The sequence below is a fragment of the Tepidimonas alkaliphilus genome (assembly GCF_007556595.1).
Taxonomy (GTDB): Bacteria; Pseudomonadota; Gammaproteobacteria; order Burkholderiales; family Burkholderiaceae_C; genus Tepidimonas; species Tepidimonas alkaliphila.
The window spans coordinates 65,115-79,561 of record NZ_VJNB01000002.1; the positions used below are offsets into that span (position 1 = coordinate 65,115).

A 14,447-nucleotide genomic window follows, 5' to 3' on the forward strand; every position below is an offset into this window, starting at 1 on the left:
CGGGGCTGATCCTTCCCTCGCTTCAGGCGTCGGCTGCGGCCTCGGCTTGCATCCAGGCGCGGACGGCACGCGCGGCGGCTTCAAAGTTGAAATCGTCCCACATTCGCTGCAGATCCTGCGCGCGTGCGGCGTCCCATTGTTGACAGGCCGCCAGCGCCTCGGCATCGACTTCGCCGCGCTGGCAGGCGCGCAGCAGCCGCTGCGCCAGTTCCGCCGGCAGCGGGCCCGCCGCGGGCGCGGCGCAAGCCTGCGGCGCCGGCGAGGCGCTTGGCCCGGGCTGATCGGCCAACCATGCCAGCAAGCGCTGCCAGGCGGCGCGGGCCGCCGCGACGTCGGCAGGCTGCCCCTGTTGGCGCGCGTGTTCAGCGGCGCGCGCCGCCGCCGCCAATTGCGGCAGCGCCAGATTGGCCGCCACCCCGGCGAGCCGGTGCCATTCGTCGCGCGTCCAGCCATCGGCGTCGGCCCAAGTGGCTGAAATCTGCTGCGCCCACTGGGCCACGCGCGCGAGCCAGTCCGCACCCCACAGCTGCGCCCCGCGCGCGGCATCGGCCACTGGCAGCAACGCCGATGGCGGCGCAGGCGCGGATGAGGCCGCCTCGGGCGGCGCGGCAGCGCCTTCGACCCCGCCATGACGTTGCCAGGCGGCTTGACGCAACGCCTGCGCCAGCGCCTGCGGGTCGATCGGTTTTTCCAAAAAGCCATCCATGCCGGCGCGTCGAGCGGCGCGGCGATCGTCATCCATCACGCTGGCGGTCAATGCAAACACCGGCACCGGCGGCAGGCCATGCTGCTGCTCGAACGCGCGCAGCCGCTCGCACGTCTGCAGGCCGTCCAGCCCCGGCATGTGCAAGTCGAGCAGCACGGCATCCCAGCGCGCGGGCTCGTCTTGGTAGTGCTGCAGCAGCGCCGCACCGCTGTCCAACACCAAGCAGCGGTGCCCGGCGCGCTGCAGCAGCAGCTGCAGCAGCTCGCGGTTTTGCGCCACGTCGTCGGCGGCCAGCACGTGCAACGGTCTGGGCAACGTCGGCAGATCCGTCGAAGGCGGGGCAGGGGTGTCGCTGCAGTCGGCCTGCGGGCGCGGGGGTAGCGGCAGGCGCACCTCCACGCGCGTGCCGACCCCGACTTCGCTGCTGAGGCTGACCTGCCCGCCCATCAGCTCGGTGAGGCGCTTGACGATGCTCATGCCCAAGCCCGTGCCGCCGTAGCGGCGCGCGGTGCCGGCGTCGGCCTGCACAAACGGGTCGAAGATGGCGCGCTGGCGCTCCGGCGCAATCCCGATGCCGGTGTCTTCCACCCACAGCAGCACGTGCGGCCCCGCTTGCGCCGCGCCCAGCGTGACGTGTCCTTTTTCGGTGAATTTGAGCGCGTTGCCCAGCAGGTTGACCAAAATCTGGCGCACCCGGTCGCTGTCACCAAAGCGGCATGGCGCCAACTCTTCGCCGTAGGGAAGCTCCAGCCGCAAATCCAGCCCTTTGCGCGCGGCCATGACGCCGAACTGCGACACCAAGTCGTGCAGCAGGCGATCGAGCCGAAACGGCGCTTCCACGATTTTGAACTCGCCGCGCTCCAGCTTGGCCGCATCCAGCACGTCGTTGAGGATGCGCAACAAGGCGCGGGCAGACTCCAAAATCGTGCGCGCCTGCTCGCGCTCGGGGCTGCCGTCGGGCAGGCGCTCGCGCAGCAGCTCGGCAAAGCCGACAATGGCGTTCATCGGCGTGCGGATCTCGTGGCTGACGTTGGCGAAGAAGGCGCTGCGGCTGGCCAGGGCGTCTTGCAGCTCGCGCTGCGCAGCCTGCAAGGCCTGCACCATTTTGACGCGCTCGGTCACGTCAAAGGCCAGCTTGAGCACCTTCTCGACGCGGCCCTCGGCGTCCAGCATCGGTTGATACCAGCCCGACAAATACACCGTACGCCCGTCGCGCGTGCGGCGCGCGAACTCGCCAGGCTGGGCCTCGCCGCGGCGCAGCGCCTCCCAAAAGACCGCCACCTCCGCCTCGGGGGTGGCGTCAGTCCAGACGTCGCGATGGGGACGACCGCGCAGGTCATCGGGCTCGTAGCCAAGAAGTTCGGCCAGCTTGGCGTTGACCTCGACGAAGTAGCCGTCGGGCGAGAGCACCGCCCGCCCCATCACCTGGTCGATGGCGATCAACAGGTCTCGCTCCCGCGCGCGGGCTTCGTGCTCGTCGGTGATGTCCCTCAGATAAAGATCCACGGTTTGAGGTGTTCGGGCGCCTGGCAGCACTTCAGCGGCGACCATCCGCCACATCACGTACCGCCAGCCACGCTGGGCGTGCCGCACGCGCGCCTGCACTTGCGCACGCCCGCCGCGCGAGATCACGTCCACCAGCTGCGCGTGCACGGCGGGCAGATCCTGCGGGTGCACCAGATCCAGCAGCATCCACTCCCCGCTTTCGTAGCCGCTGGACGGACGACCGGTGATGTCCTGCAGCGAACGCGACACCAGCAGCCGCTCAAACGCGGGGCTGACGCGCAGCCGCACCACCGCGCCCGGCAGGTTGTCCATGATGTCGCGCAGCAACGCCTCGCGTTCGCCCAGACGCTGCGCCATGACGCGATAAGCGGCGATGCCGAGAATGCCCCACGCAAACCCAAACACCACTGGCACGATCAGCGCCACCGCCAGCGCCAGCTCCATCTGGCGATTCGACCAGCGCGGAAAGGTCAAATCCACCGGCCCAATGAACAGCGACGCCTGCATGGCGGTGTAGTGCATGCCGCTGGTGGCCAAGCCCAGGATGCAACCCGAGATGACCACCACCGCCAGCCCCGGCAGTCGGGTATGACGCCGCAATCCTTCGCGCGCGCCCAGCCCGGCGATCGCCAACCCCACCGCCACCACGATCGACAGGGCAAAGCCCACGGGGTCATACTTCAGCGTGCTGGTCATGCGCAGCGCGGCCATGCCGCTGTAGTGCATGGCGCCGATGCCGGCGCCGACCCAAAGGCCGGCCATGACGATGGCCCGCGGCCCCGGGCGCTCCTGCCCCCGAGGCCGGGCATACAGCCGCAACCCCACCGCAGAGGCCAGCACGCTGGGCAGCATCGACAGCGCGGTGATCCAAGGGTCGTAGCGCACCGGCTGACATAGATCCGCCGCCAGCATGCCGATGAAGTGCATCGCCCAGACGCTGACCCCCAGCGCCAGCGACGCCAGCGCGAAGGCGCCGCGCGCCACCGCGGGGCCGAACCGGTCAGCCCGCCGCGCCAGGCTGACCAGCTGCATCGCCGCCACGCCGCCGGCGCAGGCGATCAGCACCGAAAGCGCAATCAGGCCGGGATCGTAGATGACCGGCGCCAGCGGCCCGACCTCGTCGCGCCACGCAAACCATTGCTGCCAGCTCTGCATTGCGCCTCACCTTGGTTGGAGGCCGCCATCATAGCGAGACGACGTGGCGGCGTGGCCGCCGACCGCAACCGTTGAACGCCTCAGCGCGCGCCGCGCGTCGGCATCACGTGCACCCAGTCGCAGTCCAGCCAGACGCGCAGCGGCTGGCCCGGCTGCAGCACCTGGCGCAGCGGGCCGGAGCGCACCAGCCGCAGCTCCACCCCCGGCAGGCCGTCAACGCTGGCGCTGGCCATGGTCGTCTCGCCCAGGTTGCGCACCGTGCGCACGGTGGTGGCCAGCGCCTGCTCGCAGGTGCCGGGGGTGTAGCTGCCGGCGGCGCGTTCGCTGTCCAGGTGCAGGCCGTCGCCCTGCACCACCCAGGTGACGCGCTGCCCGGCGGGGATCTTGCCCTTGTCGCGCACGCGCAACTGCACCGGCGAGGGCGTGCCGTCGGCCAGGTGCCACTGCAGCCAGCCGGCGCCGGCGGCGCGGTCGGCGTCGTCGCGCGGGCCGAGCCAGACGCCCTGGAAGCGGTTCTGCACGCCGACCAGGTCGGCCACGCGCGCGTTGCGCGGGCTGCGGTAGATGTGCGCCGGCGTGCCGCTCTGCAGCACTTGGCCCTGGTCCATCACCACCAGCCGGTCGGCCAGGTGGCGCGCCTCGATCAGGTCGTGCGTCACGAGGATGATCGGGATCGCCAGATCCTTGCGCAGGTCGGCCAGCAGGTCATACAGGCCCTGGCGGTTCATCTGATCGACCGCCGAGAACGGCTCGTCCAGCAGCAGCAGGCGCGGCTGGCGCGCCAGCGCCCGCGCCACCGCCACGCGCTGCTGCTGCCCGCCGGAGAGGTTGGCGGGCCGGCGCTGCATCTGATCGGGCGTCAGCCGCACGTGCTCCAGCCAGCGCGCCGCCTCGGCGCGGCGCTGGCTGCGCGGCCGGTGCAGCAGCGCCAGCGCGACGTTGTCCAGCGCGCTCAGGTGCGGCATCAGCGCGTAGTTCTGGAACACCAGCCCGACGTGGCGCCGCTGCGGCGGCACGAACACCCCGGCCTGCGTGTCCACCCAGACCTCGTCGCCGACGCGGATGACGCCGCTTTGGGGGCGCATCAGCCCGGCCAGACAGCGCAGCAGCGAGGTCTTGCCCGCGCCCGAGGGGCCCACCAGCGCCAGCAGCTCGCCGGGCTGGCACTGCACCGTGCCGTGCAGCGGCATCGGCTCGTGCTGATCGATTTCGACGTGCAAGGCGCCACTCATGACGGGATCCTCACCGCTTGACCGTGCGCGCCGCGGCAAAAAACGACGCCGCCACCGCCACCAGCGACAGCACCAGCAACAGCAGCGCCATGCGGTCGGCCGCCTCCAGGTCGAACGCCTGCACGCGGTCGTAGATGCTGATGGCGATCGTCTTGGTCTCGCCGGGGATGTTGCCGCCGACCATCAGCACGACGCCGAACTCGCCCAGCGTGTGCACGAAAGTCAGCACCGAGGCCGACAGGATCCCCGGCCAGGCCAGCGGCAGCTCCACCCGCCACAGCGTCTGCCAGCGCGACAGGCCGTGCACCGCGGCGGCCTCCGTCAGGTTGGCCGGGATGGCTTCGAAGGCGCGCTGGATCGGCTGCACCATGAACGGCACGTTGAACACCACCGAGGCGATCAGCAAACCCAGAAAGTTGAACGTCAGCCGGATGTCGAAGTGCTCCAGCATCCAGGCCCCCAGCGGCGACGCGGCCCCGAGCGAGACCAGCAGGTAGTAGCCGAGCACCGTCGGCGGCAGCACCAGCGGCAGCACCACCGCCGCCTCCACCAGCGACTTGCCGACGAAGCTGGCGCGCGCCAGCCAGCGCCCCATCCACAGGCCCAGCGGCAACAGCACCAGCAGGGTGGCCGCCGCCAGCTCCAGCGACAGCGCCAGCGCCATCCAGTCCAAGGCTCACTCCTTCGGCATGGCGAAGCCGTAGCGCACCATGATGGCCTGCGCCTCCGGCGTGGCCAGAAAATCGTAAAACTGCCGCACCGCCTGAGGGGCGTCTTTCATCAGCACCATGCGCTGCGCCAGCGGCTGGTGCCAGGATTCGGGAATCAGCGCGAAGTCGCCCAGCGCCGCGACCTGCGGCGCCTTGGCCAGCGACAGCGCGATGATGCCGCCCTCGGTGGAGCCGGAGGTGGCAAACTGCGCCGTCTGCGCGATGTTTTCGCCATAGACGAGCTTGGGCTGAATCGCTTCCCAAATGCCCACGTGCTGCAACGCCTCTTTGGCGCGCTTGCCATAGGGAGCATGGTCCGGGGCCGCAATCGCAAACTTGCGCAGCCGCCCGTCTTTCAGCGCCGCAGCCAAATCTTTGAGTTCGCCGTCCGCCTTCAATGGCGAGCCCTTCGGCACCATGATGCCGATGCGGCCGTAGGCGTAGAGCCGGCCGCGGTCCAGCGTCTTGCCGGCATCGGCGAGCTTGAAAACAAAGTCCTCGTCGGCCGACATGAACAGATGGAACGGCGCGCCCTGCAGGATCTGCGAGTAGAAGTTGCCCGAGGAGCCAAACACCAGCCGCAGCTTGTGGCCGGTGCGCTGCTCGAACAGCTTGGCGACCTCCTCCACCGCAAACTTGAGGTCGGCAGCCGCGGCCACGGTCGGCTGGGCAGCCGGGGCCGATTGGGCCAGCGCGGCGCGCTGCCAGCCAAAGGCAGCCAACGCCAGGGTTGCAACGGTGATCCAACGGCGCAGCGAAGATGGCATCATGACTCCTCGGGTGGTCGTTCAAACAATCAATCGGCGCATGCCAATCGACTGATATCTTAACAAAACGATATCGATCATCAAGCATAACGTCAAAGCAGGGTATCATGGCCTTGCCATGAAGCCCACGTTGCACGTCTCGCCGCTGGAAGCGCGCACGCGCTTTCGCATCCAGGTCAAGCACGCGGTGGCGATCGGCCCCGGCAAGGCCGACGTGCTGCAAGGTATCGCCGAGACCGGCTCGATCGCCGAGGCCGGGCGGCGCCTGGGCATGAGCTACCAACGCGTCTGGTCGCTGGTGCAGGCGATGAACCGCGACTTTGTCGAGCCGCTGGTGACCAAGCAGCGCGGCGGCAGCCACGGCGGTGGCGCGGAACTGACGCCGCTGGGCCGGCGCGTGCTGGCGCTGTACCGCGACGTCGAGGCGCGCGCCGCCGCGGCGGTGGAGGCCCCGCTGCGCGAGCTGCTGACGCTGATCCGCGAGGATGCGGGGCTGGACACCGACGACGAGGCCAACGACGAGCCGGGCGAGGGGGCGCCAGGGTCCAGCTCCTGAGGTCCCGCCGCAGCGGCCCGACGCCGATAACCTCGCGCGCCTGACCCCGCCGCTGCATTTCCAGCCGAACCCGCGCGAGATCGAGGGCTGGCACCTCCTCGCCCCCCCCCCCCGCGCCTGCACCGCGCGCCTCTGCCGGGCCGAGGCCGGACCGGACGAGCCGCGCCGCTTCATTTTCTCCCCCGCGGTCGCGCAGGTGCGCGACGCCGCGTCGCTGGTCGAAGCCATCGCCCGCTACGGCCGCGGGGAGCTGCGGGTCGCATCGGTGCGTCTGGAAAAACCCGACCGCCCGCCGATCGCGCGGCTGCGGTTCACGCTGCCGGTGGAAGGTGACCTGGCGGCCGCCCGGCCGGGGCGTCCGGCCGGTGAGTGAAGGCGTGTGGGCGATGCGCGAGCCCTTCGGCCCCGGCTGGCGGATGTCTGACATCCTGCGCGGCCACGTGCTGATCGTCATGCTCGGCAGCGGCAACAACAGCACCCAGCAAGCCGACATCACCGCCGCGCAGAGAGTTGCCGCGTCTCTGGTGGAGGATCGCCCATGAACAAACTCGACATCACCAGCCTGCCCGAGTTCGATGCGGCCGAATACCGGCACGATGAGGCCGACATCGCCGCCTACCTGTCGGTGGCGCTGGAAGAAGATCCATCGGCACTGGCGCAGGCGCTGGGCACGATCGCCCGCGCGCGGCATGACGCAGATCGCCAAGGAAACCGGCATTGGCCGCGAGGCGCTCTACAAGGCCCTGCGCCCGGGGGCGAGCCCGCGCTTCGACACCATCCTGCGGGTCTGCAAGGCGCTGGGCGTCAAGCTGGTGGCGCAGCCGGCCACGTCATCCTGACGCCCGTGCGGGCGGCGCAGGCCCGGCGGCGCACGCCGCTCGCCCCCGCGCCAGCACCGGCGCGAGCGCCCGCCCGGTGTGGGTGCCGAGGCGCACCAGTTCCTCCGGCGTGCCGGCGCCGACCAGGCGGCCCCCGCCGGTGCCGCCTTCGGGGCCGAGGTCGAGGATCCAGTCGGCCTCGGCGATCAGGTCGAGGTCGTGCTCGATGACGACGACGCTGTGGCCGGCGTCCACCAGCCGGTGCAGCACGCGGATCAGGCGCTCGACGTCGGCCATGTGCAGGCCGACGGTGGGCTCGTCCAGCACGTAGAGCGTGTGCGGTGCCTTCTGGCCGCGCCGTCCGACGTCGTCGCGCACCTTGGTGAGTTCCGTGACGAGCTTGAGGCGCTGCGCCTCGCCGCCCGACAGCGTCGGGCTCGGCTGGCCCAGCGTCAGGTAACCCAGCCCCACGTCCTGCAAGAGCTTGAGCGGCTGCGCGATCGCCGGCATGGAGGCGAAGAACGCCACCGCCTCGTCCACCGGCATCGCCAGCACATCGCCGATGGTCTTGCCGCGCCACGTCACCGTCAGCGTCTCGTCGTTGAAGCGCGCGCCGCCGCACGCCTCGCACGGCACCTTGACGTCGGGCAGGAAGGCCATCTCGATGGTGCGCAGGCCCTGCCCTTCGCAGACCGGGCAGCGGCCCTCGCCGCCGTTGAAGCTGAAGCGCCCCGGGCCCCAGCCGCGCGCGCGCGCCTCCAGCGTGTCGGCGAACAGCCGCCGGATCGCGTCCCAGAAGCCGACGTAGGTGGCGGGGCAGGAGCGCGGCGTCTTGCCGATCGGGGTCTGATCGACCTCCAGCACGCGCTGCACCTGCGCCCAGCCCTCCAGCGCGTCGCAGCCGCTCCAGACGGGGCCGGTGGCGGCGGCCCGGCGCCGCCCGCGGCCCGGCGTGGGCTCGGGCGGCGGCGCGGCCAGCGCGCGCTGCAGGTTGGCCAGCAGCACCTCGCGCGCCAGCGTCGATTTGCCGGAGCCCGACACCCCGGTGACCACCACCAGCCGGCCCAGCGGCACGCGCACGTCCAGCCGCTGCAGGTTGTGGCGCTGCGCGCCGCGCACCCACAGGCTCGGGGTGGACTCGTCCACCGCTCGGCGCGGCTGGAACGGGTGGCGCATCGCCTGCGCCAGGTAGCGGCCAGTGAGGGACTCGGGCGCGGCCATCACGTCGGCCAGCGTGCCCTGCGCGACGACGCGCCCGCCCTGCCGCCCGGCGCCCGGCCCCATGTCGATGACGTGGTCGGCGCGGCGGATGGTGTCCTCGTCGTGCTCGACCACCACCAGCGTGTTGCCGTGCGCGCGCAGCTCGTGCAGCGCGTCCAGCAGGATGCGGTTGTCGCGCGGGTGCAGGCCGATGGTCGGCTCGTCCAGCACGTAGCACACGCCCTGCAGGCTGCTGCCGAGCTGCGCGGCCAGGCGGATGCGCTGGGCCTCGCCGCCCGACAGCGTCGGCGCGCCGCGGTCCAAGGTCAGGTAGCCGAGCCCGACGCGGCGCAGGAAGCCCACCCGCGCCTCGATCTCGCTCAGCAGGTCGCGCGCGATGGCGGCTTCGCGCTCATCCAGCGCGCCCGGGGCGCGCAGCGCCGCCACCCAGTCCGCGAGCGCCTCCAGCGTCAGGCGCCCCACATCGGCGATCGACTGGCCGCGGAAGCGCACCGCGCGCGCCACCGGGTTCAGGCGCGCGCCGCCGCAGCTCGGGCACGGCTCGTCGGCGAGGTCGTCCAGCTCCGGCTCGGCCAGCGTGCGCGCGCGGCCCCGCTCGTCGCCGGCGCGCCGGTCGTCGAGCAGCTCGCGCTGCGCGCGCGTCAGCTTCAGCCCGGTGCCGACGCAGTCCGGGCACCAGCCGTGCGGGCTGTTGTAGGAGAACAGGCGCGGATCGGGCTGCGGGTAGCTGGTGCCGCAAACCGGGCAGGCGCGCTGGGTGGAATACACCTGCACCGCGCCGCCCACCGGGCCGGGCGCGCCCGGGCTCAGCGCCTCCAGCCCCGCCACGCCGGCCAGCACGTGCACCACGCCGCGGCCATGCTGCAGCGCCTGCCGCAGCGCGCCGCGCAGCGCCTCCTCCTGCGCCGGATCGGGCGCGAGCACCGCCACCGGCAGCTCCACCGTGTGCTCCTTGTAGCGGTCCAGGCGCGGAAACGGCTGCACCGGCACGAAGGCGCCGTCCACCCGCAGGTGGGTGATGCCGCGCTGCGCCGCCCACTGCGCCCATTCGGTGTAGAGCCCCTTGCGCGCCACCACCAGCGGCGCCAGCAGCGCGATCGGCTGGCCGCGGTGGCGGCGCAGCAGCTGCGCGGCGATGCCGTCGGCGCTTTGCGGCTGCACCGCGGCGCCGTCGTGCACGCAGTGCTGCACGCCGAGCTTGACCCACAGCAGCCGCAGGTAATGCCAGATTTCGGTGACGGTGCCGACGGTGGACTTGCGCCCGCCGCGGCTTAAGCGCTGCTCGATCGCCACCGTCGGCGGGATGCCCCAGACGGCATCGACGTCGGGCCGCCCGGGCGGCTGCACGATGCTGCGCGCGTAGGCGTTGAGGCTTTCCAGGTAGCGGCGCTGGCCTTCCTGGAACAGGATGTCGAACGCCAGCGTCGATTTGCCGGAGCCGGACACCCCAGTGACGACGGTGAAACGCCCATGCGGGATGGTGACGCTGACGCCTTGCAGGTTGTGCTCGCGCGCGTGCACGATCTGCACCGCCTGCGGCGCGGCGGGCCGCGCGGGGGCGGCCTGCGGCCAGGCGGCGCCGGATTCAGCCACGCGCTGCGCCGCGCCCAGCGCCTCGGCGTAGGCGCGCAGCGCCGCGCCGGTGTGGCTGGTGGGGTGCACGCGCAGATCCTCCGGCGTACCGGCGAACACCAGCCGCCCGCCGCCGTCGCCGCCCTCGGGGCCGAGGTCGATCACCCAGTCGGCGGCGCGGATGACGTCGAGGTTGTGCTCGATGATGACCAGCGAGTGCCCGGCTTCCAGCAGCTTGCGCAGCGCGCGCATCAGCTTGGCGATGTCGTCGAAGTGCAGCCCGGTGGTCGGCTCATCGAGCAGGAACAGCGTGCCGCGCGTCGGCGCGACCCACGGGGCCGCGCGGCGGGCGCCGCGAAGCCCGGACGGCGCCGCGCGCCGCGCAGCGGCCTCGGCCAGGTGGCCGGCGATCTTGAGCCGCTGCGCCTCGCCGCCCGACAGCGTCGGCAGCGGCTGGCCGAGCCGCAGATAGTCCAGCCCCACGTCCAACAACGGCTGCAACGCGCGCACCACGTCGAGGTCGTCGGCGAACAGCCGCACGGCCTGCGCCACCGTCAGCTCCAGGATGTCGGCCACGTGGAGCGTGCGCCCGCCGCGCTCCAGCGTCACCTCCAGCACCTCGGGGCGGTAGCGGGCGCCGCCGCAGTCCGGGCAGCGCAGATAGACGTCGGAGAGGAACTGCATCTCGACGTGCTCGAAGCCCGAGCCGCCGCAGGTCGGGCAGCGCCCGTCGCCGGTGTTGAAGCTGAACTTGGCCGCCGTCCAGCCGCGCGAAACCGCCAGCGGCGCTGCCGCCAGCAAGGCGCGGATCGGATCCCAGGCGCCGACGTAGCTGACCGGGTTGGAGCGCGCCGTCTTGCCCAGCGGCGACTGGTCAACGAACACCACGTCCTGCAGCCAGTCGGCGCCGAGCAGCGCGTCGTGCGCGCCGGGCGCCTCGGTCGGCTGGCCGAAGTGGCGCCGCAGCGCCGGGGCCAGGATGTCCTGCACCAGCGTCGATTTGCCGGAACCCGACACGCCGGTGACGACCACCAGCCGCTGCAGCGGGATCGCCACGTCCAGCCCCTGCAGGTTGTGCTGGCGCGCGCCCTGCACGATCAGCTTCGGCGTGGCGTCGGTGACGGCGCGCTTGACGCCGAAGCCGATCTGGCGCCGCCCGCTCAAATATTGCGCGGTGAGCGTGTCGGCGCGCAGCAGCTGCGCCGGCGTGCCGTCGAAGACGATGCGCCCGCCCTGCTCGCCCGGCCCGGGGCCCATGTCGAGGATGCGGTCGGCGGCCAGCATCACCGCCGGATCGTGCTCGACGACGACCAGCGTGTTGCCGGCGTCGCGCAGGCGCGCCATCGCGCGGTTGATGCGCTCGAGGTCGCGCGGGTGCAGGCCGATGGAGGGCTCATCGAGCACGAACAGCGTGTGCACCAGCGACGTGCCCAGCGCCGTGGTCAGGTTGATGCGCTGCACCTCGCCGCCGGAGAGCGTGCGGCTCTGCCGTTCCAGCGTCAGGTAGTCCAGCCCCACCTCGCCGAGGTAGCGCAGCCGCGCCAGGATCTCGTCGAGCACCAGCCGCAGCGCCTGCGCGTCGGCGCCGCGCTCGGGCCCAAGCCCCGCCGCCAGCCGCTCCATGAAGGCGCGCAGCCGCCCGATCGGCAGCCGCATCAGGTCGTGCAGGCACAGGCCCGGCAGCGCCTCCAGCTGGTCACGGCTCCACGCCACCCCGCTTGGCATGAAGCGCTGCGCCGGCGGCAGCACGGCGTCGGCGTCGGCCTGCGTGCCGACGCGCCACAGCAGCGCCTCGGGCTTGAGACGCGCGCCGCGGCAGGCCGGGCACTCCGTGTAGCTGCGGTACTTGGACAGCAGCACGCGGATGTGCATCTTGTAGGCTTTGCTCTCCAGGTAGTCGAAGAAGCGCCGGATGCCGTACCACTGGCGCTGCCAGTCGCCGCTGAAGGCCGGGTCGCCCTCCAGCACCCAGCGGCGCTGCGCCTCGCTCAGGTGCGACCATGGCGTGTCGCGCGGGATGCCCGCCGCCTCCGCATGGCGCAGCAGGTCGTCCTGGCATTCGCGAAAGGCCGGGGTCTGGATCGGCTTGATCGCGCCGGCGCGCAGCGTCAGCTTCGGGTCCGGGATCACCAGATCCCAGTCCACGCCGATGACGCGCCCGAAGCCGCGGCAGGTCTCGCAGGCCCCCGCCGGGCTGTTGAACGAGAACAGCGCCGGCCGCGGGGCTTGGTAGCGCTCATCGCTGTCGGGGCAGTGCCAGCCCTCGGAGTAGCGCCAGCGCTGCCAGCCGTCGCCGTCCTGCGCCCACACCGTCAGGCGCCCGCCGCCATGGCGCAGTGCAGTCTGCAGCGCCTCCAGCAGGCGCGCCGGCTCCACCGCGGCGGCGCGGAAGCGGTCGACCACCACCTCCAGCACGCGCGCGCCGCCCTGCACCTCGTCGTGCTGCACGCGCGTCCAGCCGCCGGCGGCCAGCCATTGCTGCACCGTGTCGTCCGGGGTGTCGGCCGGCATGCGCGCCGCGAACGTCACCACCAGCCGCGGGTCGCCCGCCGCCGCGGCGCGCGCGCGCACGTCGGCGGCGATGCTGGCCGGCGTGTCCGGGCGCACCTCCTGCGCGGTGACGCGGTCGAACAGCCGCCCGGCGCGCGCCATCAGCAGCTTGAGGTGGTCGTTCAGTTCGGTCATCGTGCCGACCGTGGAGCGCGAGTTGCGCACCGGGTTGACCTGGTCGATCGCGATGGCCGGCGGCACGCCCTCGATGCGATCGACCGCCGGCTTGTCCATGCGGTCGAGAAACTGCCGCGCGTAGGCCGAAAACGTCTCGACGTAGCGCCGCTGCCCTTCCGCGAACAGGGTGTCGAACACCAGCGACGACTTGCCGGAGCCGGACACGCCGGTGACGACGGTGATCTCGCCGGTGCGCAGGTCGAGGTCGAGGTTCTTGAGCGTGTGCTGGCGCGCGCCGCGGATGCGGATGACGCCCTGCAGCGGGCGGCCCTCGTCGTCGGGCGGGGTCGGGTCGGCGGACGGCAGGGCGGGACGCGCGGTCATGACGCAAACGGCAGCGAGCAAAGGCCCAACATTCTAGAAAGACGCCGTTGACCCTTGCGCGACAGGCTGCAAGCCGCGGCGCAGGCCGCTACACTGCACGGCTGTCACGACGTTTCCGCGACAAGGAGCAACGAACGATGGCAGCCATTCCCCCCGTCTGCGACTTTGGCTGGAAAGCCCCAGGTTTTGACCTGCCCGGCGTCGATGGCCGGCGCTGGCGTTACGAGGACGTGCGCGGCCCCAAGGGCACGCTGGTGATGTTCATCTGCAACCACTGCCCCTACGTGCAGGCGATTCTGCCGCGGCTGGTGCCGGTGACGCGCCAGCTGCGGGAGCTCGGCATCGGCGTGGCGGCGATCTCGTCGAACGACGCCGCCGCCTACCCCGAGGATTCGTTTGAGCAAATGCAGCGCGTGGCGCGCGAGCGCGACTTTCCGTTCCCGTATTTGTATGACGAGTCGCAGGACGTGGCGCGCGCCTGGGGCGCGGTGTGCACGCCGGACTTCTTCGGCTTCAACGCCGCCGACGAGCTGCAATATCGCGGGCGCTTCGACGCCTCGCGCAAGGAGGCGGCGCCAGAAGGCACGCCGTGCGACCTGCTGGAGGCGATGAAGCTGATCGCTGCCACGGGCCAAGGCCCGCGCGAGCAGGTCGCCAGCATCGGCTGCTCGATCAAGTGGCGGCAGGCTTGACCACCAGCACCGGCACCTTGGCGTGCGTGAGCACTTTTTGCGCCACGCTGCCGAGGATCAGCGCCTGCACGCCCTTGCGCCCATGCGAGGCCATGGCGATCAGATCGCAGCCCTCGGCCTCGCAGGTTTCCAGGATGCCTTCATAGACCACGTTGCGCTCGATCGTGGCGCCGGCAAAGGGTACGCCGCGCCGCTCGCACGCTTGGCGCAGCGCCTCCAGCGCTTGCGTCGCGGCGGCCTTGGCCTCGGCCAGGTAGGCCTGCAGCCCCACGGCGGAGGCGTCGCCGATGCCGATGTACGGGAACGGGTCGATGACATAGACGCCGATCACCTGCGCGCCATGCTGGCGCGCCAGGTCGGCGGCGAATTCGCCGGCGGCTTGCGACAGCTGCGAGCCATCCACGGGAACCAGAATTTTCCTGAACATCGATGAGCCTCCTCAACGGATGGTTCGGACAAGC

Annotated in this window: 10 protein-coding genes and 1 pseudogene; 5 read left to right on the plus strand and 6 right to left on the minus strand. The window is 71.7% G+C overall.

Annotation, left to right across the window (positions count from 1 at the left end; genetic code table 11):
* Positions 1–22: 22 nt before the first annotated feature.
* The 4 genes from Talka_RS02450 to modA form a co-directional block, all read right to left on the minus strand.
* On the minus strand, positions 23–3,367 hold the full coding sequence (locus Talka_RS02450; protein ID WP_143889530.1) for an MHYT domain-containing protein: 3,345 nt from the start codon (positions 3,365–3,367) through the stop codon (positions 23–25).
* An 80-nt stretch (positions 3,368–3,447) separates the two neighbouring features.
* Positions 3,448–4,599, minus strand: coding sequence for an ABC transporter ATP-binding protein (locus tag Talka_RS02455; RefSeq protein ID WP_143889531.1), 1,152 nt, complete (start codon positions 4,597–4,599; stop codon positions 3,448–3,450).
* Positions 4,600–4,609: 10 nt separating this feature from the next.
* Positions 4,610–5,263, minus strand: a complete 654-nt coding sequence (modB, locus tag Talka_RS02460; RefSeq protein ID WP_342781036.1) for a molybdate ABC transporter permease subunit — start codon at positions 5,261–5,263, stop codon at positions 4,610–4,612.
* A gap of 12 nt (positions 5,264–5,275) precedes the next feature.
* Positions 5,276–6,076 carry a molybdate ABC transporter substrate-binding protein gene (gene modA / locus Talka_RS02465; RefSeq protein ID WP_221933837.1) on the minus strand — a complete coding sequence of 267 codons (801 nt, stop codon included), beginning with the start codon at positions 6,074–6,076 and terminating at the stop codon, positions 5,276–5,278.
* A 118-nt stretch (positions 6,077–6,194) separates the two neighbouring features.
* Between modA and Talka_RS02470 the strand changes: the two genes are divergently transcribed.
* The 4 genes and pseudogenes from Talka_RS02470 to Talka_RS02480 all read left to right on the plus strand — a co-directional run bounded on the left by Talka_RS02470 (position 6,195) and on the right by Talka_RS02480 (position 7,471).
* Positions 6,195–6,632, plus strand: a complete 438-nt coding sequence (locus Talka_RS02470) for a winged helix-turn-helix domain-containing protein (RefSeq protein WP_143889534.1) — start codon at positions 6,195–6,197, stop codon at positions 6,630–6,632.
* Positions 6,562–7,005 (plus strand): hypothetical protein, encoded by a 444-nt coding sequence (locus Talka_RS11890; protein ID WP_185970038.1) that lies wholly within the window; start codon positions 6,562–6,564, stop codon positions 7,003–7,005. Before Talka_RS02470 ends, Talka_RS11890 begins: the two co-directional genes overlap by 71 nt.
* 13 nt (positions 7,006–7,018) lie before the next feature.
* Positions 7,019–7,174, plus strand: coding sequence for a type II toxin-antitoxin system RelE/ParE family toxin (locus Talka_RS02475; RefSeq protein ID WP_221933838.1), 156 nt, complete (start codon positions 7,019–7,021; stop codon positions 7,172–7,174).
* Positions 7,171–7,471, plus strand: a pseudogene (locus Talka_RS02480) (addiction module antidote protein). The gene Talka_RS02475 and the pseudogene Talka_RS02480 overlap by 4 nt, the downstream one beginning before the upstream one ends.
* Here Talka_RS02480 and uvrA read toward each other — a convergent pair.
* Complete coding sequence (gene uvrA, locus Talka_RS02485) at positions 7,463–13,294, minus strand: excinuclease ABC subunit UvrA (protein ID WP_143889536.1); 5,832 nt, start codon at positions 13,292–13,294, stop codon at positions 7,463–7,465. The pseudogene Talka_RS02480 and the gene uvrA sit on opposite strands and share 9 nt — an antisense overlap.
* A 137-nt stretch (positions 13,295–13,431) precedes the next feature.
* Here uvrA and Talka_RS02490 point away from each other — a divergent pair, with 137 nt between their 5' ends.
* A complete protein-coding gene (locus tag Talka_RS02490; protein ID WP_143889537.1) occupies positions 13,432–13,986 on the plus strand; it encodes a thioredoxin family protein in 555 nt (184 codons plus the stop codon).
* Here the strand turns inward: Talka_RS02490 and Talka_RS02495 are convergent.
* Complete coding sequence (locus tag Talka_RS02495; RefSeq protein WP_143889538.1) at positions 13,967–14,413, minus strand: universal stress protein; 447 nt, start codon at positions 14,411–14,413, stop codon at positions 13,967–13,969. The genes Talka_RS02490 and Talka_RS02495 overlap by 20 nt on opposite strands.
* Positions 14,414–14,447: the final 34 nt, after the last annotated feature.